Source organism: Bradyrhizobium archetypum (assembly GCF_013114835.1).
GTDB lineage: Bacteria > Pseudomonadota > Alphaproteobacteria > Rhizobiales > Xanthobacteraceae > Bradyrhizobium > Bradyrhizobium archetypum.
Map to the genome: position 1 here is coordinate 314,503 of NZ_JAAVLW010000001.1, position 19,288 is coordinate 333,790.

16 protein-coding genes and 1 pseudogene are annotated in these 19,288 nt (G+C 59.7%); 5 read left to right on the top strand and 12 right to left on the bottom strand.

The window, feature by feature from the left end; genetic code table 11:
• Positions 1 to 44 precede the first annotated feature (44 nt).
• Together pabB and HCN50_RS01375 are read left to right on the top strand one after the other, a co-directional pair.
• Positions 45 to 1,439, top strand: coding sequence for an aminodeoxychorismate synthase component I (gene pabB / locus HCN50_RS01370; RefSeq protein WP_171708403.1), 1,395 nt, complete (start codon positions 45 to 47; stop codon positions 1,437 to 1,439).
• On the top strand, positions 1,436 to 2,020 hold the full coding sequence (locus HCN50_RS01375; RefSeq protein ID WP_171707817.1) for an anthranilate synthase component II: 585 nt from the start codon (positions 1,436 to 1,438) through the stop codon (positions 2,018 to 2,020). Before pabB ends, HCN50_RS01375 begins: the two co-directional genes overlap by 4 nt.
• 392 nt (positions 2,021 to 2,412) lie before the next feature.
• Here the strand turns inward: HCN50_RS01375 and HCN50_RS01380 are convergent, their stop codons facing one another.
• From HCN50_RS01380 to HCN50_RS34405, 4 genes are all read right to left on the bottom strand, one after another.
• Positions 2,413 to 3,240: a citryl-CoA lyase gene (locus tag HCN50_RS01380; RefSeq protein ID WP_171708404.1), complete on the bottom strand. Its 828-nt coding sequence runs from the start codon at positions 3,238 to 3,240 to the stop codon at positions 2,413 to 2,415.
• Between the two features lie 64 nt (positions 3,241 to 3,304).
• On the bottom strand, positions 3,305 to 4,567 hold the full coding sequence (locus tag HCN50_RS01385; protein ID WP_171707818.1) for a CaiB/BaiF CoA transferase family protein: 1,263 nt from the start codon (positions 4,565 to 4,567) through the stop codon (positions 3,305 to 3,307).
• 42 nt (positions 4,568 to 4,609) lie between these two features.
• On the bottom strand, positions 4,610 to 5,368 hold the full coding sequence (locus HCN50_RS01395) for an ATP-binding cassette domain-containing protein (protein WP_283812035.1): 759 nt from the start codon (positions 5,366 to 5,368) through the stop codon (positions 4,610 to 4,612).
• A gap of 37 nt (positions 5,369 to 5,405) precedes the next feature.
• The gene (locus tag HCN50_RS34405; protein ID WP_311966954.1) at positions 5,406 to 5,738 is read right to left on the bottom strand and encodes an ATP-binding cassette domain-containing protein; all 333 of its coding nucleotides are present in this window, start codon (positions 5,736 to 5,738) and stop codon (positions 5,406 to 5,408) included.
• Between the two features lie 50 nt (positions 5,739 to 5,788).
• On the opposite strand from HCN50_RS34405, the gene HCN50_RS01400 reads away from it, so the two are divergent.
• Positions 5,789 to 6,478 (top strand): IclR family transcriptional regulator, encoded by a 690-nt coding sequence (locus tag HCN50_RS01400; protein WP_171707820.1) that lies wholly within the window; start codon positions 5,789 to 5,791, stop codon positions 6,476 to 6,478.
• Positions 6,479 to 7,253: 775 nt separating this feature from the next.
• Positions 7,254 to 7,505 carry a hypothetical protein gene (locus tag HCN50_RS01405; protein ID WP_171707821.1) on the top strand — a complete coding sequence of 84 codons (252 nt, stop codon included), beginning with the start codon at positions 7,254 to 7,256 and terminating at the stop codon, positions 7,503 to 7,505.
• An 856-nt stretch (positions 7,506 to 8,361) separates the two neighbouring features.
• On the opposite strand, the gene HCN50_RS01410 is transcribed toward HCN50_RS01405, so the two are convergent.
• The 3 genes from HCN50_RS01410 to HCN50_RS01420 all read right to left on the bottom strand — a co-directional run bounded on the left by HCN50_RS01410 (position 8,362) and on the right by HCN50_RS01420 (position 11,334).
• Complete coding sequence (locus HCN50_RS01410; RefSeq protein ID WP_171707822.1) at positions 8,362 to 8,571, bottom strand: hypothetical protein; 210 nt, start codon at positions 8,569 to 8,571, stop codon at positions 8,362 to 8,364.
• A gap of 262 nt (positions 8,572 to 8,833) precedes the next feature.
• The gene (locus HCN50_RS01415) at positions 8,834 to 10,075 is read right to left on the bottom strand and encodes a Fic family protein (protein ID WP_171707823.1); all 1,242 of its coding nucleotides are present in this window, start codon (positions 10,073 to 10,075) and stop codon (positions 8,834 to 8,836) included.
• A gap of 269 nt (positions 10,076 to 10,344) precedes the next feature.
• Positions 10,345 to 11,334, bottom strand: coding sequence for a hypothetical protein (locus HCN50_RS01420; protein ID WP_171707824.1), 990 nt, complete (start codon positions 11,332 to 11,334; stop codon positions 10,345 to 10,347).
• A gap of 14 nt (positions 11,335 to 11,348) precedes the next feature.
• Here HCN50_RS01420 and HCN50_RS01425 point away from each other — a divergent pair, with 14 nt between their 5' ends.
• Positions 11,349 to 11,501 (top strand): hypothetical protein, encoded by a 153-nt coding sequence (locus HCN50_RS01425; RefSeq protein ID WP_171707825.1) that lies wholly within the window; start codon positions 11,349 to 11,351, stop codon positions 11,499 to 11,501.
• A 92-nt stretch (positions 11,502 to 11,593) separates the two neighbouring features.
• On the opposite strand, the gene HCN50_RS01430 is transcribed toward HCN50_RS01425, so the two are convergent.
• The 5 genes and pseudogenes from HCN50_RS01430 to HCN50_RS01450 form a co-directional block, all read right to left on the bottom strand.
• Positions 11,594 to 11,914 carry a hypothetical protein gene (locus tag HCN50_RS01430; protein WP_171707826.1) on the bottom strand — a complete coding sequence of 107 codons (321 nt, stop codon included), beginning with the start codon at positions 11,912 to 11,914 and terminating at the stop codon, positions 11,594 to 11,596.
• Between the two features lie 318 nt (positions 11,915 to 12,232).
• Positions 12,233 to 13,152, bottom strand: a pseudogene (locus tag HCN50_RS01435) (IS1595 family transposase).
• 112 nt (positions 13,153 to 13,264) lie between these two features.
• Positions 13,265 to 15,502, bottom strand: a complete 2,238-nt coding sequence (locus HCN50_RS01440) for a DEAD/DEAH box helicase (RefSeq protein WP_171707827.1) — start codon at positions 15,500 to 15,502, stop codon at positions 13,265 to 13,267.
• Positions 15,471 to 16,805 carry an ATP-binding protein gene (locus tag HCN50_RS01445; RefSeq protein WP_171707828.1) on the bottom strand — a complete coding sequence of 445 codons (1,335 nt, stop codon included), beginning with the start codon at positions 16,803 to 16,805 and terminating at the stop codon, positions 15,471 to 15,473. The genes HCN50_RS01440 and HCN50_RS01445 overlap by 32 nt, the downstream gene beginning before the upstream one ends.
• On the bottom strand, positions 16,802 to 19,165 hold the full coding sequence (locus tag HCN50_RS01450; protein ID WP_235976740.1) for a TerB N-terminal domain-containing protein: 2,364 nt from the start codon (positions 19,163 to 19,165) through the stop codon (positions 16,802 to 16,804). The genes HCN50_RS01445 and HCN50_RS01450 overlap by 4 nt, the downstream gene beginning before the upstream one ends.
• Positions 19,166 to 19,288 lie beyond the last annotated feature (123 nt).

The window sequence follows — 19,288 nt, forward strand, 5'->3', positions numbered from 1 at the left end:
AGCGCGCCCCACCAGCACGCCCGTTGTCAGTGACTGACAAGGCGATGCACGTCCGCGAACTGCGGTGGATTGAGCCTGTCACCGCGATGCGCTGTCTCGCGCATCGAGCGCACCTGACGTTTCTCGACAGCGCGGCAACGCATGAGCTGCTTGGGCGCTATTCCTATCTGAGCTGCGAGCCGTTCAGCACCTATACGGTCACGGACGGACAGGCGAGTTACAACACAGAGGCTCTCGCGGGCGATCCGTGGCGAGCTCTTCGCACCCTGCTCGCGAGGTACCCAGAAGAGCATCGTCCCGATCTGCCGCCGTTCCAGGGCGGTGCGGCCGGCTTCTTTGCTTATGATCTGAACAGGACACTGGAGCGACTGCCCGCGCCAGCAATCTCCGGTCAGAGGTTGCCGCAATCCATCCTGCATTTCTATGACGTGGTCATTAGCTTCGACCACCGTGACGACAGATGCTGGATCGTCTCGACCGGATGGCCGGAGCAGGATCCCGCACGACGGCGCGAGCGTGCGCGTCGTCGGGCCGATGAGTTTGCAGCGCTGCTCGACCGCCCAAGGGCGCCGCGGAATGACTTCCCCGCCACAGCGGGCGCATGGCATTCTAACTTCAGCCGTGAGGGCTACATTGCGGCGGTGCAGCGCGTTATCGAATTGATTCTGGCTGGCGACGTTTTCCAAGCGAACATTGCGCAGCGCTTCAGCGCCCGCTTATCGAGCTCATTTGATCCGCTGGCCTTCTATTGCCAGTTGCGGTCATTGAACCCGGCTCCCTTTGCAGCCCTCATGCGGTACGGCAAGCTGACCATTGCCTCGAGCTCGCCGGAACGATTCCTCAAGCTTGATGGACGGCAGGTCGAAACGCGGCCGATCAAGGGCACGATCGCGCGCTCCGCTGATTCGAAGGACGACCGGCGCCGCGCTGAACTCCTCCTCGCGTCCGAGAAGGACCGTGCCGAGAACACGATGATCGTGGACCTCCTGCGCAACGATCTGTCACGCGTTTGCACGCCGCAGTCGGTCGAGGTTCCAGCGCTGTGTGCCCTGGAATCCTATGCTTCAGTGCACCACCTCGTGTCGACCGTGACGGGTGAACTTGCCGTAGATGAAGACGCCGTCACCTTATTGCGAGCTTGCTTTCCCGGCGGCTCCATCACCGGCGCGCCCAAGGTGCGATCGATGGAAATCATTGGAGAGATCGAGCGAGTGGCGCGAGAGGTCTATTGCGGGGCGATCGGCTTTATCGGCTTTAACGGGCACATGGATACGAATATCGCCATCCGCACTGTCACAATCGACGATGATTTTGCTCTGTTTCATGCAGGGAGCGGGATCACGGCGATGTCAGATCCAGAGGCCGAATACGAGGAGACGCTCGCGAAGGCGCAGCGCATATTTGACGCGTTTCGTGCTAACACATCTGGTGCACTTTGATTGTCATTATCGACAACTACGACTCCTTTGTCTTCAACATTGCCCGCTATTTTCGCCAGCTGGGTGCCGCAACGGCAGTGATCCGGAATGACGTCGTCAGCCTCAGCGATCTTGCCTGCCTCAAGCCGCACGCCCTGGTCCTCTCCCCCGGTCCCTGCACGCCAATGGAGGCCGGACTGTCGACAACCGTAATCCGCGAGCTGTCGGGTCATCTCCCAATTCTCGGCATCTGCCTTGGACACCAGTGTATTGGGAGCGTGTTCGGCGGACGCGTCGCGCGTGCCCGTCGTCCGATGCACGGCCGGTCCTCATACGTCACCCATGACGGCCGCGGACTGTTCAAGGAACTCGCGTCCCCACTTTGCGTTGGCCGCTACCATTCTCTTGTTGTTGAGCTCGACGAATCGTGCGCACCGCAACTAACGGTGACAGCGCGTTCGGATGAAGGCGAGATCATGGCCCTCGCACATCGCTCTCACCCGACCTATGGCGTACAGTTCCACCCGGAATCGATACTTACCCAACAAGGGCAGGTGCTACTGATGAACTTCTTGCGAGTCGCAGAGACTTGCCAATCGTGAGGATATCGGAGAGCGTGTCGCACACTTGCCAGCTTAACGCACGGAAGCGAAATCGTCAGCTTCTGCCAGTCTGATAGATACTAAGGAGATGGCTTAGGGCAGGCAATGGCAGCAAGTAAATCAACTTGAAATCAGTGCCGCGATCACCCGTTGAAGCTTTGGCGGACACTAAGCAGCGGTTCTCCCGCCTTGAGCCAGATGCGCCAGTGCGCGGTGTTACGGATGTTGGTGACCAGTGGCGCGCGACTTGGCGGGGTTTGCGACCCCACACCGGGCTTGCCTCCACGGTTGACACCCCGTCCAATCGGAGCGGACTTCGGGCCGGCGAAATTTGGCGGGCACGGCCGAAAAGACGCGCGTTTGGATGAGCTGCGGCAGTCCCTCAAGGTACATCATGGCGCTTCCTTCAGGCTGCGCTTTGGCTGCCCCTGATATTTGTAGGCGAACTGCTTGGGCATTGGCCCTTTATTGCGGTCCTTGCGTCCGGTCTGCTCCCATGCATGCGCCAGGATGCCTACCGCGCGTGACAAGCAGAAGATGCCGCGGGCTAGGGGTGGAGCAAAGCCCAGCTCCGCGTAGATGACTGCAGTGGCTCCATCGACGTTCATCGGGATGAGCTTGCCTTTGCGCTCGCGCATGACGCGCTCGATCGCGCGCGCAGCGCTGGCGTAGCGACCGCTGACGGCAGCATCACTGACCGCGGCATCGACTAGTACGAGCAGCGGGTCAGCGCGCGGGTCGACGGGATGAAACCGGTGACCGAAGCCAGGCAGATATTTGCTTCGCGTGGTGGTGAAATGATCGATTGCCTCAGCGGCAGCCTCATCCAGATCCTTGGTCTCGCTCCGTCGGAGGACCTCGTCGTAGAGCTCGATCGCCTGCTCCCCCGCTCCGCCATGCAGGTCCCCGAGCGTGTTGATCGCGGAAGCCATCGCGCCATTGAGCGGCAGCCCACAACTGACAGCCATCTGCGCGATAGCGATAGAAGGTGCATGCGGGCCATGATCCACTGATGCAACCAGTGCAGCCTGCAACAGCCGCTCCTGCGCCGGTGTGGGTAGCTCGCCGCGCAGCATCAACCAGATCATTGCGGGGAAGGAAATCTGATCAATCAATTCCTCGATCGTGTATCCGCGGTAGGCGATCCGCCCGGGCGCAATGTCGCATATGGAGGTCCGCCACCAATGGGCGGCCTGCTCTCGCAGCTGCGTTTCGCTCATTCTGTTCTCCAATCTCGTCAGCCTATGTCCGGCCGAAGCTTGCTTGCGCGCAACTCCCTGCCCGTCACGCTGCTCCATCCGTCGCCGGGCGGACCCGCGGAAAATCCGCTCCTCCTTGACGTGCAGTTCCGGCGGCACCGCTTGCGATAAGGTGCTCAATTTCCGGACAGGTATAACCGAGCCGAGCCAGCCATCGCTCTGTGTCCGCACCGAGCGACGGAGGGAGTGCGGGGACAGGAAACGCCTCATCCAGCCGAAAACCAGGGCGCGTAATGCGTAATGGTGGTTCGCCAGCCCTGTCGAGCGCAAGCGTCTCGACAAAGCCGCGCTCCAGCAACTGCGGCTCGCGCAAAACTTGCGGAACGGTCAGCACACAGCCGGCGGGCACGCCGGCGGCATTCAACAGTGCCTCCCACTCCTCCGCAGGCCTGTAGCTCAAAGCTGCATTCAACTCGTCGCTAAGCGCCGCGCGGTTCATTTTACGTGCTTCGCGCTTAGCGAAGCGCGGATCTGTCTTCAGATCCGGCCGGCCGATCAGATCGCAAAGGGTCCGGTACTGTTTCTGCTCGTTAGCGGCTATATTCAGCGGGCCGGTCGCCGTGCGGAACGTGCCGGAGGGTGCGGCCGTGAAATTCTCGTTCCCCATCGGCCGCGGCTCGACTCCGCCGTTCAGGTGATTGGAAACCACCCATCCCATAGCGGAGATTGTCGCCTCGAGCAGCGACACGTCGATGAACCGGCCCCTGCCCATTTGCTGCTGCTCGACGAGGGCGGCCGAGATGGCAAAGGCGGCCGTTAGCCCGGCGATGGTGTCAGAGATCGGGAAGCCGGTCCGCAGCGGAGCCGTCGCTGCATCACCAGTAATACTCATCGCGCCGGAAAGGCCCTGGACGATCTGGTCGTAGGCCGGGCGGGCGGACCAAGGACCGTTTTGCCCAAAGCCTGAGATCGCACAATAGATGAGCCGCGGGTTGCGCTTGCACAACGCGTCAAAACCGAGACCAAGCCGCTCCATGACTTTGGGCCGGAAGTTTTCGAGAAGGACGTCGGCCTTGGACATCAGCCTGAAAAACACTTCTCTGCCCGCTTCAGACTTCAGATCGAGCGCCACCGACTGCTTACCGGCATTCACGGCGACGAACGAGAGCCCCTGAAGGCGCTCTGCCCTTTGCGGATCTGCGCCAAGGCGCCGCGCGAGATCGCCTCCATTGGAGTTTTCGATCTTGATAACCTCCGAGCCGAGGCGCGCGAGATGGTAGCCGCAGAACGGGCCTGCCAATACGTTCGACAGGTCGAGGACACGGATACCGGTGAGCGGCAGGGACATCTGACGAAGCCTTCTTTGCGGTATCTTCGGCCGCTGCGGTTGCTACTTCAGTTGCTGGACCGCACGCTCGGCGAAGCGATTGGTGAAGTTTTTGGCTGAAGTCGATAGGATCGTCTCGACCAGCGTTATGCCAACATCGCCCCGGAAATCCGGCGTCGACGTCCACTTCCTCATCCTGCCGACAAGGGGCGACGGCGCCGGAAACAAGAAGGCGTCGATGTGGCCTGATCGCACCCCGAGCTCCGAGATCGGGACAAGATCGACAAATATGGCGACTTGCGTGACAACGAGCTTAGTTCCGGGCGGCATAGCTCTTCTCCGCTTCCCCACCAGGCAGCGACCAGATTTCGCGATAGAGCGCGACGAACTCGTCCGTGGTCTGCAGCGCGGAGACCTCCCGCGATCAGGCAGCGTGATCCTGACCTCGCCGACCATCCCGCTTGCAGGCCCCGCGGACGTCACGCCGACTTGGTCAGCCAGCGTGATCGCCTCATCGAGATCATGGGCGATGAAGATCAAGGAGCTTCGCTCGGCCTGCCAGAGATCGAGCAGGATGCGGTGCATCAGCCGGCGCGTGTGAACGTCGAGCGCCGAGAAGGGCTCGTCCAGGAGAACAATTCTCGGCTCCGTGATGAGCGTCTGCATCGCCGCGCGCTTGCGTTGCCCGCCTGATAGCGGATGCGGATAACGCTGCTCAAATCCCGTCAGGCCGAACCGAGCCTCGGCGCGCGCCTCCTCGACTGACTTGCCCTGAAAGACGAGCCGGAGCCCAATGTTGTCCTGCGCGATCTTCCACGGCATTAGGCCCGCCTGTTGAGCATGTAGCCGGACTGATCATTCAGTCCCGTGAGCGGCTTGCGGAAGATCTGAACGTCTCCGACGAGTGTTTGAAGAGACCTGTGACAGTGTTCAGGATGGTGGACTTGCCGCAACCGATTGGGCCCACGACCGCAACGAACTCCGCGTCGCCTACCTGGAGGTTCATGCTTTTGGCTGGGATGAATGCGCCGACGCGGATCATTACCTCGCGCAAGTCAACGGCCAGCGTTGGTGGCCTTCCATTGTCTCGCATTTCAGAACTCGTTCTGTTATGTGCATCCATAGTCCTGCGTGCGAAAAAAGTCAATCTGTTCTGGTGTACAGAACCATCTTCCTCCATATCTGGCGGCATCTAACACTTCAATTTTATGCTGGTTCTACTCTTCAGAACCCGGAGCAGAGATGAGCAAGATAGGAGTTGACGCGGTCAGGAGAGCGCTCGCGATCCTGAAAAGTTTCGACGCGGAGCAGTCTGCGATGACGCTGACGCAGATTGCGGAAATGACAGACCTCTACAAGAGCACAGTGCTCCGATTGGCCTCTTCCTTGGAAGCTGATGGCTTTCTCGTCCGCGGCGCGGACCGGTTGTTTCGACCGGGACCGGAATTGTGGCGTCTTGGGGCGCTCTATCAGCGCGGTCTGGATCTTGGCGAAGTCATCCGGCCATCCCTTCGGCGTCTGGTTGAGGCAACGGGAGAAACTGCATCCTTTTATGTTGCAGATGGCGACGAACGCATCTGTCTTTACCGCGTCAATTCTCCACGTTCAGTTCGACACCATCTCGAAGAAGGCCAGCGATTGCCGATTGATTGCGGCGCCGCCGGTCGAATTCTCACTGCATACCGCGAGCCAACGAACGTAGAAGGGAGGAAGATCCGCGATAGAGGCTTTTATGTTTCGATCGGAGAGCGGGATCCGGAGGTCGGCGCGGCGGCCGTGCCGTTGATGGACGTACACGGCAAACTGAGGGGCGCCCTTTCGCTATCAGCGATCAAGACGCGCTTCCATGCTGAAGCCCGCAAGTCGGCAATCGATGCTCTCAAATCGGAAGCCAAGGCCTTAGCGGGGTTACTGCCCGCAAGCGAATGCTGATCATTGAGGGCGTCCGCTTTGCGCCATTTTGTAAAGAAACAGACGCGGCTTCGGCAAAGGCTGGCAGTGTCTTATGGCGCAGCATGAGGCAATCAGGCAGTTCCCGACTGTTCAGAGGCGGAGCAGCCATGTTGAACGATCGACAACAGAGATGATGGAGGCGAATGACATTCACATGCGATTCGATGCGCCCGCCACGCTTCGCAAATGGCCGTCCATAAACAACGAACGTCGTGCAGACAGAAGCACCTATCTGCTGGCGGAAGGCACGCTGGACGACTGCATACGAGAGTTTATGACGAAGCCTGAGGTCACACGTCATCTTTACGAGATCCACACGGCGCCACAGCCTCCGCTTGTAACGGAAATCTTGTTAGCCGATCACATCACGGAACTCGCCAGATTCCGAAGTTTCCTCTGATCGGGATGTTCCTGTCGGCACTTCTGGACCAGGCGAAGGTCAGCCTCAAAATCGGTGAGTCTCAGATCAAGGACAACAATTCCGCTTCGCCCTCGAAAGCAGAGCTGTGCGTCAGTGCTGCCTTCGTCCTTAAGACCGGCTGGCCGGAGCACTGGCTCTTATTTAATTAGAAGCGATCATGCAGCTGCCCGCTGCGCGTCTTGTCGCCGACCGTCCCAGCCACGAACTGTCCCGTCCGCGCGGCGGGTCCTCTGAGTGCCGTCGTCCCATCGCCATGATGGTGGTGCCCATCGCGAGGAGTTGAGGGTGATGATGGCGCCGTAGAGGCCCTGCCGTGCTGCTGAGTCCGCCTGATTGATCAACCAAATCGAACGCGCAGCGAACTCCAGTGCCGTCACCTTAGTCAGCGCCTTGAATCAAATCGCGCTGGTCATCGCAACTGTAGTGAAATCGCGCGATCTGCCAAAGGGCGACATTGCGCCTGGGATCTTCGTCATCAACATCAGAGTTGTTGCGCCAAAGGGCGATCCGCAAACCACCGACGTTCGGCCAACCAAAACGGCACGCCGCGCGCGAGTTCTTCTACAAAACGGCCATCGACAGTAAGCTGAATCGGGGAAGAAGGTCAGATCCGAGCCGCCGATGAAGTTGGCGACTCACGAGGCATGGGAAGTTCCGGCGCTAAAACCGGTCACAACGGGAGGGGCATGGTTGAAAAGAGAAAGTCGCCGAAAAGAGGGAGGAGGACTCCGCTCGGTGATGGCAGGCAGTTCCTGACGATGATGTCGCCACACGCATAAAGGCGATAAAGCAGGCCGCTTTGGAGGACGACCGCGCCGCGTGGAATGTAATGGAGGAAGCCGCGACGCAACGGCTGGAGCGACGAAAGTCCAAATAAGGGGCGCTTGCGACGACGGCGACCGCAAATGTCTCTCCCGCGCTTGAATGGTTAGAGCCCGCCTTTCATACGGTTTCATTCCAGGTTCGAGTCCTGCCGGGATCGCCAACACCTAATTCGACGGCAACAATTTCAATGGTTTATCGAGATGTTAGTCACCGGGTCAAGAACGGTTAGTCACTCGATGTTCTCAAACTGTTTCCGTCACCGCTGATCCAGTCCGCGCGCGTCGAGTTCGAACATCTGCACCGTGGCGGGGCCATTGTGTTGCAACCGCTCCGCGGTTCCAACAGCAGCCAGACCGTAACCGAGCGCTTCTAGTTTGGCGGGAAGTTCCGACAGTGGCGGTCTGGATCGGCAATACCTGGGCTGCGATGTTACCCAGCCGCCATTATTCCCAATGAAACAGTTTAGCGCTTCCCATAGCGCCGCCCTCTGCTTCTTGGCAAGGGCTGCGGTTGGCATCTTAATGAACCGTGGTGTTCAATGTTATGCGAACGCCTCCATTTGATTGAATGCAGCGAGCCGCTGCCTTCTGGGCGGCCCCGCTGGAAATGACAGCATTCAGACCGGCAACGTGGCCTGAGCCGCAGCGCTGGCCTTGCCCCTGCCCTTGGCTGGCTTGTTTTGCGTGGCTGCCTTGGCTGCCTTAATCGTTGCGACTTCGGCCTCGGTCGGCGCCGGCTCCTTCGCGGGCTGACCAACCCACTCCACTTGAGATTTGTGGAATAGACGGAATTGCTTGATCTTGGTCGCCTTCTCGCCCGGCTTCACCTTGAAGCCCTGAGCCAGCTAGCGATTATAGGTCTGCACATCCTCGCGAGGCTTCACATCTCCAAAGCCTGCCCTCTTGAAGGCCCTAACGACGGCGAGTCGATCTTTTGGTTCTCAGTCTTACTTATTGGCGGGGGCCCTTCGGAAGTGGCAGCAAGAACCTCGAGATCCGCGGGCATGACTACGATCGGATCCGCCAGCCTATGCGAAGTACGTGGAACGCAGGGAAGATCGACTGTCTGATCCTCGAATGTAACGCGGATCACGGCCCTTTTGGGCCGGCCGAAACCTCGTCCGGATCAATCTCGTCCGGATCGACCTCGGCAAAGATAGGCTCTTCGCCGAACGGACGGTTGATGATAGCGAGAGCTTCGGGAGCGGCGTAGATTCGATTGCGCGCGTATCCGGTCCTCTCTTGCAGAATGCCGGCTTCTTGCAATTGCGCAATGCCCTGATTTATCTGTGCAGGCGAGATATCGAGCAGTTGGCCGAGCCGCTTCGCAGTCACGACCGGATAGTTATGAAGTTCGTCCAAGGCTCGCATGGCCGCAGATCCCTTTCGGAATTTTCGGCGCTGCCTCCAGCGCTCGGACAATTCCGAAAGTGCCGTCCGGGTTCGGATGAGCTCTTCGACGGTACCGGTCACGGCGTCGGCCATGAAGGTGATGATGGGCTCCCAGTCGAGCCGTTGTTGAGCATCCTTAAGCGAAGCGTAGTACGCGCCCTTTTTGCTTTCGATGTAAGGCGAAAGGTACAGAGGCACATGCTTCTCCGCCGCCATCATGAGCGGAAGTAGAAGGCGACCGACACGTCCGTTGCCGTCGCGAAAGGGGTGCACTGCCTCGAAATGGGTGTGCGCGATCGCAATCCGCGTAATGAACCCTTGCGTCATCTGCTGCATCCCCTCGTTCCGTAGGTAATCGACCGTTTGGGCGAGGCAGTCGGGGACGTCGGCAGGAGGGGGAGGATTCAAACTAGAATATGCGATGTCTTTGTTTCCGCCGATCCACACAACGCGCGTGCGGAGGTCGCCGGGAACGTCCTGATAGTCTGGGTCGTCCTTCATCACGGCGCGATGGAGATCCTTGATCAGGTCCATCGTGAAGACGCTGTAGCCGTCATTGGCGGCTCTCGGGATGAATCCGTCCAAGGCAACGGCGTAGTTGCGAACTTGGCGCGCTTCGTCCCGGGCGCCGTCGTCACCCGACTCTTCGAAGGAAAGCAGTTCGTCGAGAGTGCTCTGGGTACCCTCGATCGACGAGGAACTGACTGCCTCGCGTCTGGTAAGGACCCGACTGACGATGTAGGGGTCCTTCATCTGGGCCGCGATGGCGTCGACCTTGCCGAATGCCGCTTGAGCGGCTTCCAAGGCCTTCGTCGCTCCTCCAACGAACACGCCGTCCTCCGGGGGGGCAGGCGGGATGATCCCGTAATGGGAGTCGTAAGGCGGCGGTAGCTTCTTAAGCGTCTCGCGGATCGTGTGGCTGAGATCGCTGCGCTTCATGGAAACCCAAAATAAACGTGGTATTTTCCTATTTATATTTTGGGTTCCTGCAAAAAGCCACAACAGGCTGCGGTCGCGAAGGCGCTTGTTTTGGCTTTTCGAAAGTTTCAGCCGGGCTCTGTTCCCGATACGTTCCACAAACGAAGGGTTGATTATATACTTGACACCACAGGATAAAGATCCTAGTAATGCTGCCGCTTCCGGTGATTTGTCGCCGGGAGCTGGCGCGCCCGAACTAATCTTTATTGCTCCGAATGAGGTGGGTCAGCTCATTGCGCAGGAGTTGATGGACTATTTTTGTCAGCCTGCTTCATGCGGTGAAGCTCTGCTTGAACACGAGGCTCTGCACATAGCTGGTGGTATCGTTCAGCTCGCCACTCAGCGTTCGAAGAGCCAATGTAGCCCCAAAAAGAGCCGATGAAACCATGCAACCATTCGAGGTCCTGAGCGATGGTTTCTAGGTCGTCGGCCTCATACACGAACACTTCATCAAGGTGCTTGGTTTCCATCTGCGTATAGTCGGTGCCCCAAACGATTGCCGTGTGGCTGGCATGGTCCTTCTGGTCTGACCACAGGATGCCGTTCTCGACTGACATGGAGCCGCCAATCACGCCATGAACCAAGTGGTTTCTGGCGCTCTCTACGCTGCGGCGTATGTTCATCATTGCTTGGAAGAGCCTGAAGTCATCGGGGGACAAAACGGACTTGGCAGCGGCCGTGATAACAGAAACCTGGACCCGTGAATTCTGCATGGCCAGAAACATTGCCAGCGCCGGCTCGGTATTGATCTTTAGTATTTTTGCCAACAGCAATGCGGTCTGGTTTTCGACGTAACTCCAATTGACCACGCAACGCGCAAAGATGACGGCGCATTCTGGTCGTTCCTCGATGAACTTGAGACCAAATGACGCTTTTGCTTTAGGGTACCTATTGGATAGCTTCTGTCTGGCTTTGCCAGAGGGTTTGCGGCGGCGGAAAAGCAACTCGGGGCCATCGTCCTGTTCGGCTTGCAAGGGTACGAGATCGGAGGCTTCAAACACCAGTTCTTCCGTCTTACATTGACGGCATGGCGCACTGAATTTTCCTCGTCCTATTGCGATCGGCGGCTTGGCTTGACCTTGGGTCGGGTCGTCCAGTGCAAAAATTTTTGCTTTACACTTGCTGCAAATGAAACCGAAGTACCACTTACCATTGTGGACTCTCTTGTTCTCCCAGGACAGCCTAAAGGTACCTTTATCGAGTAAGATTGGGATCGGCATGGTGGCTGTACCAAATGTCTGACAAAAAAGACGACAGGCTTTCTCCTGAAGAGACCCAGGCCCGCTTTGAAGCCGCGTTACGTGGCGCAATGAAGACGCCGCATAAGCCGCTGAAGGCGAAGAAGGCAGCGAAGAAAAACAAGGCGAAGAAGAAGCCCGGCAAGTGAGCCGGGATTCTCGTTAGCGGGGCAACGATGAGAACTATTCGTCTTAGGCTAGTTATGAACTTCGCCCGACTGCTCCGTGTGCCAGTGGAGGTTCAGGCCGTCTTTTTCAATCGTTGGAAAAACGAGCGCAGAACATCTGGATATTCGACTGCACCGAAGTAACAGGCCGACATGTCGCTGGGATCGAAAACAAACAGCATATCTTCGTCGGCGCTCAGACCCTTGCACGCCTTCGATGCAAAGGCATCTGTGCTGAGATCGGAGGTAATGAGAAAGAACGAGGTAGTTTCGTCCCAATATCCACACCCTTTGGTGTGAATATTGTCGATCAGTTGCTGCCGTCGCTCGTCGTAGGTTTTGCCGTTAAGTCTTTTGTTCGCAAGACGAAACGACACGCAGTATGTGGAAGCCATTCTGGCCCCTTTCTAAATGCGGAGCCGACCTTGACTGCATAGGAGAATCTGGAGTCTACTCCAGCGGTGACTACCCCTAATAGACCGCGACCGACCCCATAAGTTGGTTGCGGTATCGGAAGCCCACCCTTGCCGGGGTGGGCTTTTCCGACTCAACTTTGAGGCGATTCTCCCTTTCCAGTCCAGCGCGAGGTTCCCGTTCTGTGCGGCTTATGCACAGGCTGCCGGGTACGCCAGTATTTGACGAATTTCGGCTTTGGTTTCGGTAGTTTAGAGCGCCATTTTAGAAAGCGCCGGGCAAACTGGGACAGATCGGGTTTAGTTAGGCCCCCGGTACGTCAGACGCTTGCCAGCCGCGCCTTTGATGGCAAGGTCTGCCCGTTCCCCGTCGCCGATACCGAGCGCAACGCGGTTGCTGTTACGGAAGTCAAATTCTGAGAGATAGCGGTGAAGGTGCTTCTCTTTGCAGTGCTGATAGACGCCCTTCATGCCGCGCTTGAAGATCGAATAGTAACCTTCAACGGTGTTGGTTGAGATCACGTCTTCGCCTTCATAGCGGACGTATTCGTCCTTGGAGTGGTTGACCGTGTTGTGGTCGAGGCCTTTTCCGCGATGTACTTGTAGGAATACATTTCGTCGGTCATGAGCTTGGCTTCGCGGCTCAGGTTGGCGCGAATGATCGGAAGGATTTCGCCAGCGCGAGCGCCGTCAATGTGGAAGCTGCGAGCGCCGCCGCCACGTTCAACGAGCGTCAGAACAACGTTCTTGTTGGCCCAAGCGTAACGGCCTTTCTTCGGAGTGCCTTCAAGGCGAACGTAGAAAGTCTCGTCAACTTCGACTGCCTTGCCGCCACCGCCCATCGGAGGCAGCAAGCCGCCTGCGCGCATGGCTTCGCGAATACGATGCGTCAGGAACCACGCCGACTTGTAGGTAATGCCCAAGGCCCTGTGAAGCTGATGGGAGCTGATGCCCTTCTTGCTGGACGCCATCAGGAAGAACGCCTGTAGCCAGACGTGCAGCTTGATATGGCTGCTTTCCATCACGCTCTTGGTGGTGACGCTGAAGTCCTTGCGGCACTCCTTGACACGGCAGCGGTAGACGCCGGGCTTCTTGGTCAGAAAGGACTCGTTGACGGTGCCACAGTGCGGGCAAACGCGCTCAGCGCCCCAGCGGAGACCTTCGAGGTACTCGCGGGCTGCTTCGTGGCTCTGAAAGTGGGGCGCGTTGAACTGAGACATGGTGCCAAATCCCTAGTGAATGCGGCGATTCTAGGGATTGGGCCTTGTGGTGTCAAGTATATAATCGCCTTTCCCGGAGCTACACACGCGTCCAGTGAGGATCGGCGGATGGTCAGCGCAAAGTCTTGGCGATTGCCGTGGCCGTGCCAACGAACTGCCCGTTCTGAAGTGCCCACTGCTTCTGAGCGAGCGCCTGCGGCACGAAGTCCTGAAACTTCCCTGAGCGTACGTTCTTCACGAAAGCTGCGACGTCCATAGGATCGAGCGCGGACATGCAGCCGAGTTTCTCGAGAATGGGAACCATCTGCGCCGGCGTGGTCTCGGGCACGGTCACTCCCAAATCGTGGACACCGCACTCCAAGCCGGCCATTCCGAGCGCAGCGCTGAAGACGGCCGTCGTCTGCGAGCCCCTCCAGACGAAGAGGTGGAGGTCGCGCTCTTCCTGGATGAGGGAGCGCCGATCGAGGTCGAGCGCCCGAAAGGTATCGCGCCCTTCGGCCAACAGTTCTTGGGCTGCCTTGTCCAGGTATTCCGGAACATCGTTGTCGAGGTAGACCGCCCTCATCTCGGCCAACAATCGGTCGTGCGCGGCCTCACCGTGAGATGGCTCGAACCGCGGCACCATGCCTCCCGGATGCGGAGCGACCGACAGGACCTTTCCGGCCTCGTCGACGTCGAGAACGATCCACCGTTGCCCGGCGAAGACCACCAGGCTGTCCTTGTGAACCGGGAACGAGATCGGGAGAGTGCCGAGCGTGCGCCCGGCCGCGGTGAGATGCCATTCCTCCGAACTCTCGAACACAGCGAAGAAATCGCGCGACTGCACGATCTTCTCGCCCTCCGAACCGAGCATCAGGACGCCGTCTGGCGCCTGTTCTAACATCCGGACCTCACCGGATCCCAGATGACGCAGCAGCTGCGCGAAGTCCGCCGTATCGATCGAGTTGAACGGTCCCGGCCCGCACAGCAGATCGAACAACGGCTTCGGACGGATGCCGCCCCGTTCGGCGATGACGGACAGAACTTGATGGATCAGCGTGGAGGTCGTTTCCGGGCTGGGCGCAGCAGGCTCGACGAACCCAGCCAGCAGCAAGCGGACCACAGCCACCGACCGGATAGTATTCGGACGCAATTGGTCGAGGATCCCCGACTTGACGTCGACGTAGGGCTCGCGAACGTACACGCGTAGGATCGACGGGGTCCCGCGCCGCCGACCAGTTCGGCCGAGACGTTGTCGCAGCGACGAAAGAGAGCGAGGCGCGCCGACCTGGGCGACCGATTTGACGGAGCCGATGTCGACGCCAAGCTCGAGGGTGGACGTACATACCGCCGTCGTCGGCAGGCTTCCGTCCTTCAGCCGAATCTCGAGATCCTCTCGGAGAACCTTCGAAAGACTACCGTGATGAGGATAGAACTCATTCGAAACGCCCGCTTTCTCGCATCGACGCCTAAGACGGTCAGCGGCCGACTCCACGGTTCGCCGAGACCCGCCGAAGACCAGATTGTTCGTGCCGCGCAAGGTCGAGAATAGATGGTCACAGATCGCGTCCAGCGCGATGCGCTTAGGCGGATGAGCGTCTTGGCTGCCTCCTTCCGCATGATCGGGATCGTCGAGATCCGGCGGCTCGACGTAGCCACGTATCTGGAGCCGCAACTCTGGAGAATCCGCCTTCGCGACGAGAAGTTCGACATTTTGCGGGGCCGACGGACGAAGCCAGACCGTAGCTTGGGTCAGATCACCGATGGTAGCCGACAATCCGACTCTGCGGGCTGGCTTCTGAGCCATCGCGTCGATGCGCTTGAGGAGGCTGGCCACATGCAGGCCGCGCGGCCCCTGCAGGAAGGCGTGGAGCTCGTCGACGACGATGAAGTCGGCCGATCCGAAAAGGCGCGCCGCATCGCCAGGGCGCCGCGTCAACATCGCCTCGATCGACTCGGGGGTTATCAGCGCGATGCCGGAAGGCTTCGCGATGGCCTTTCTCTTCTCGGCCTGGGAGGCGTCCCCGTGCCATTTGACGACAGGGATCTCCATCGCTTCGCAGAGCTCGTCCAACCGCCGAAATTGATCGTTGATCAACGCTTTCAGAGGACTGACGTAGATCGCAGAGAATCCGCCGCCCTTCCTTTCCGCGATCAAGGTCAGGATCGGCAGGAACGCCGCCTCGGTCTTTCCAGCCGCGGTCGCAGCCGCAATTACGACGTCTCCTGACCCATCGAGAATGGCCCCGATGGCTCTTGCCTGAACCTCGCGAAGCTCGTCCCAGCCCTGCTCGCGAATCCAGCGCCGAATCTTTGGATGGAGCCGATCATAGGCGCCTTCAGCTACCGATGCGGAGATTGGTGAGCTCATCGCCCTCCCCTTCCGCAGGCTGCGACGACTCCTCCGTGACGGCGATATCCGGCGCATCGGGCGCGATCTGGATCTCGCCGATCAGGTCCTGCCAGCGTGCTCCCGGATTCTGTTCGAGAACGGCGAGCATCTGCACGAATGCACGGACGGTGGTGCGCGGAGTCCTGAAATACGCCTCTCCGATGCGGCGATTGCAGTGATCCATGAAGGCGGTCAAGGCGTCGTCCGGCACCAGGAACTTCGCAGGGTCACCGCCAGCGAAGACGTTCCGGATGTTGGACAGAAGGATGAGAAGATCTTCCGGTGTGAGGCTCTGCAGCCGGATGACCGGACCGCTGTAGTCGACCAGACCGTTCGCCGCAAAACGGTTTTCGGACAGGCGCGATTGCAGCGCTTCGTAACTGTACAGGCCGCGCCGCGTGTCGAGGAGGAATTCCGGTGTCCCGCACATCATGAAGCCGATGCCGGTGGTATTGCCCTGCAGGGCGTCGTTCACAATGCGAAGGATTTCCTCGAAGTTCTGATTGCGAGCCTGGGAATTCTGCAGCTTGTAGATGTTGACCATCTCATCGAACATCACGATCAGGCCGGCATATCCTGCCAGCCGCGTCAGACAGGCGAGAGACTTCAATGAATCGTAGACGTTGTCGTCGTCGATGATGGTCCGCACCCCTAGCGCCTGGCGGGCTTCCGTCTTTGTCGAGAACTCCCCTCGGAGCCACCTCAGGGCCGAGGTTTTCAACGTCTCGTCGGAATGCTCGCTGCCGCGCCAATAGGCCTTCAGCACGACGGCGAAATCGTATCCCCCGACGAAATCCTGAATGGGAGCGAGCTTCTGATCGATCACGGTCTCGACCGAAAGCTGCCGATCGGCGGCCTCCTTAACGGAGTCCGTGACCAGCCTCTCGATTACCGCACCCAGCGCGCCGCCGTCCGGCTTAGTGCGAGTGGCCATATTGCGAATGGCCTCGGAGTACAGCGCCCGCGCCTGTCCGCCGCCCGCGTGGATGCGTCTATCCGGCGCAAGATCGGCGTGGACGGTGACGCACTTCCGCTCCAACGCGATGAGACGGATCAGGTTCGCGAAGAACGTCTTGCCGGCACCGTATTCGCCGATGATGAAGCGAACGCCGGCGCCGCCGTCGGAGATCCGTTCGATGTCGCGAACCAGCGCGGTGATCTCCGCCGCGCGGCCGACCTGGATGTGCGGCAGCCCTATGCGTGGCACAACGCCGGCGGCGAGCGCCTGGATGATGGTGTCCCGGTCCTTCGCTTTGATCGGGCGTGCAGTGGATGGATTCATGCCGCTTCTCTCAGTTCAGCCAGCCTGTTGCGCAGGTGCTCTACCATGACGACGTCCTCGCCGTCCTCGATGATTGCCTCCTCGAACCGGTCAAAGGCCCAATCGTTGATCCGTTCGATGGCCCCGTCCGGCAGCAGCTTGAGGTCCTTCGCGCGCTGCTCGAACTCCGCCCTCGGCAGGGATCCCTTAATTTCGAGGAGCTCGACCAATTCGGCATGGGCGGCGTCGAGCCCATCCAGCGAGCCGGTGGTGCCGGAGACGGCGGGGGATGATTCGGGCGGCGATGGCCCGTCTTCTTCGAAAATATTCGCTAGGAGAGCCGAAACCGTTTGGGTCTCGCGTTGCGTTCGTGCAAGCCGGGCGGCATCTATGCGGATCGTCGATGCTGCCGCCGACTGCGCCTGCGCCTTGGCCGTCTCGGCCGGAGTGGGCGTCTCCTCCGAGACGGGGATCGGTACCCCCTCGGCACGGGCTTCTTGTGAGATGGCAACGGGCTCGTCGGCTGCCTGGGTTGGACTTGCGCGATGCAAGGCGGAATACACCCGTTCCTTCGGAAGACCGAGCGCCTTATGGAGCCGCTCCAGAAAGCGCACTTCGCTCGAATCCACGTTCTCGTTGCCAGCGATGATCGCTAGTGCGGCATCGGCGATGATCGTGCGCTCCTCTGGGCTGCGCTCGCCCAGCTTGCGCATTACCCGGTCCTGCTTGGGCGGACTGTTGAACACGGTCGCGGCGTAGGCGATCAGCCGTGCCTGCTCGATCGGGGATAGATCCGAGGCGTCTCGAACTCCTGCGACTACCCGCTTCAACTCGTCGGCGGAGGCATCGCCGTCAGCGGCCGCGGCCAAGACGGCCACCTCGACCTGAGCCCTCACGGCTCTGTAGCAGGATCGGTCAGGATCGACCTTTCCGCCGCCATCCGCTTTGAAGATGATCACCTGATCCTCGAGTTGAGGGACGCCGCTCCCATAGCGGCGATCCGGCTCTATCGCGATGTCGATACGGTCCAGAGCCGAGCCGAGCTGATCGGCAAGCGTGGACGTGACTTTCCCGTTCGCCGGCATGTCGAAGCCCGCCGCCTCCAGCATGTTGCGCATCTTCGTGCTGGCGCGTTTGTGTTCGCCCATCGAGCGGTGCATCTTCTGGCCAAAGAGGTGAATGCGGCCATCCGCAGGGTCTCGTTGCAGCGGCTCCGGCAACAAAAGCGCGGCCTGCATAGACTCGCGGGAGTCGGGACGCCTTCCGACGAAGCGACTGAAGCTGTCGAGTTCGTCCGTGCACTCCTGAACGATCCTCTTCAGATTGGCCGGCCCCTTTACCGAAGTCTGGCAAATGTCCGGATATCTCTCGTGACTACCCGCTATGGGAACCTCGAACGCGCCGCTCGCAGCCTTGTAGCTGAGGCGGATGTTGCCCGTTGCTCGAAGCGCAAGGCCGCTGGGATAGCGCTCGTTGAACCGATGGCGGAAGAGCCGCTCGAATTCCTCGAAGCACCGGACTGCGGGCGTCCGAAGATAGACGTCCGGAATTGCAAGCGCCCACAGCAAGGCGTCGTGGGGGCCGAGCGCTCCATCCTGCTGAAGCGCCCGCCCGAGGTGCAGTCGGATCGCGACATCCAGTTCCGAGGTGACTGTCCGCTCCGGGGAAGGAGTTGGCGGCGAGATCGGAATCCCGGCGGCTATTCTGGCATAGCTCAAAAAGCGCGTGGCATAGCCGCGGAAGGAGTTGTTGTCCGCGTAGACAGTCAGCAGCCGCTCCACTTCCTGAATGAGAGCAGGCAACGACGCAAGATTCGTCTCGATGAAGGCGCGGTGCTCCAGACCGTAGAAAAAAAGGAACACGTGTCCAACGCCGTAAGCTCGGCTGTTGCGCCCTTCGGCCATCCAGTTCAGGAAGCCGCGGCGGGCGGCAGGAGTAATGGCGGCATAGGACGGCCAATAGGGCATCGAACTTCCTTCGACGTCAGGCCGAGTTGCGCTCGCGGAGAGCTTCGGATTGATCGCGTACTGATCAGTCGAGCGCCGGTCGTCCAACTGCGCGAAATCGCCCAGATAGAACAACCCGCCCTGGATCTGCGCGCCCTGCACGACCACAGTTTCTGAAGGATCAACCCACCGCGCTGGAGCCCGCTTTGCTGCCTGCCGGTTCATCGGCGCGACGACTGAACCCTGGTCGCTCTGCGCCGGCAACGGCGGGGGAGCTTTGCCCGAAGACAGCGCCCGCGCCCCTATCGACCAGATCAGGAGTAGCACCCCCACAACAATTGCAAACCCTGCGATGGCGGCGCCATTTTGCAGGACGAAGTGATACGCCGCGCTCAGGGCCCAAAAAACGAGACCCAAAACGATCAATAGGCCCATTCCCGCCGAATTATTGCTACGTCGCCCCATCGCTCAGCTTCGTGATAAATGCAGGCACCGATCAATGGGCGCCGTTATTACAAGACCGTCCCATGGAGTTGCCGATCGTCGCAAGCGCAATCG

Excerpts from the sequence above, each read along its gene's own strand:
- HCN50_RS01450 (WP_235976740.1), bottom strand. The coding sequence starts at position 19,165 with ATGGGCCTATTGATCGTTTTGGGTCTCGTTTTTTGGGCCCTGAGCGCG.
- HCN50_RS01425 (WP_171707825.1), top strand. The coding sequence starts at position 11,349 with ATGTCTGACAAAAAAGACGACAGGCTTTCTCCTGAAGAGACCCAGGCC.
- pabB (WP_171708403.1), top strand. The coding sequence starts at position 45 with ATGCACGTCCGCGAACTGCGGTGGATTGAGCCTGTCACCGCGATGCGC.
- HCN50_RS34405 (WP_311966954.1), bottom strand. The coding sequence starts at position 5,738 with ATGCCGCCAGATATGGAGGAAGATGGTTCTGTACACCAGAACAGATTG.
- HCN50_RS01430 (WP_171707826.1), bottom strand. The coding sequence starts at position 11,914 with ATGGCTTCCACATACTGCGTGTCGTTTCGTCTTGCGAACAAAAGACTT.
- HCN50_RS01400 (WP_171707820.1), top strand. The coding sequence starts at position 5,789 with ATGAGCAAGATAGGAGTTGACGCGGTCAGGAGAGCGCTCGCGATCCTG.
- HCN50_RS01420 (WP_171707824.1), bottom strand. The coding sequence starts at position 11,334 with ATGCCGATCCCAATCTTACTCGATAAAGGTACCTTTAGGCTGTCCTGG.
- HCN50_RS01380 (WP_171708404.1), bottom strand. The coding sequence starts at position 3,240 with ATGAGCGAAACGCAGCTGCGAGAGCAGGCCGCCCATTGGTGGCGGACC.
- HCN50_RS01440 (WP_171707827.1), bottom strand. The coding sequence starts at position 15,502 with ATGAGCTCACCAATCTCCGCATCGGTAGCTGAAGGCGCCTATGATCGG.
- HCN50_RS01415 (WP_171707823.1), bottom strand. The coding sequence starts at position 10,075 with ATGAAGCGCAGCGATCTCAGCCACACGATCCGCGAGACGCTTAAGAAG.
- HCN50_RS01445 (WP_171707828.1), bottom strand. The coding sequence starts at position 16,805 with ATGAATCCATCCACTGCACGCCCGATCAAAGCGAAGGACCGGGACACC.
- HCN50_RS01395 (WP_283812035.1), bottom strand. The coding sequence starts at position 5,368 with ATGCCGTGGAAGATCGCGCAGGACAACATTGGGCTCCGGCTCGTCTTT.
- HCN50_RS01385 (WP_171707818.1), bottom strand. The coding sequence starts at position 4,567 with ATGTCCCTGCCGCTCACCGGTATCCGTGTCCTCGACCTGTCGAACGTA.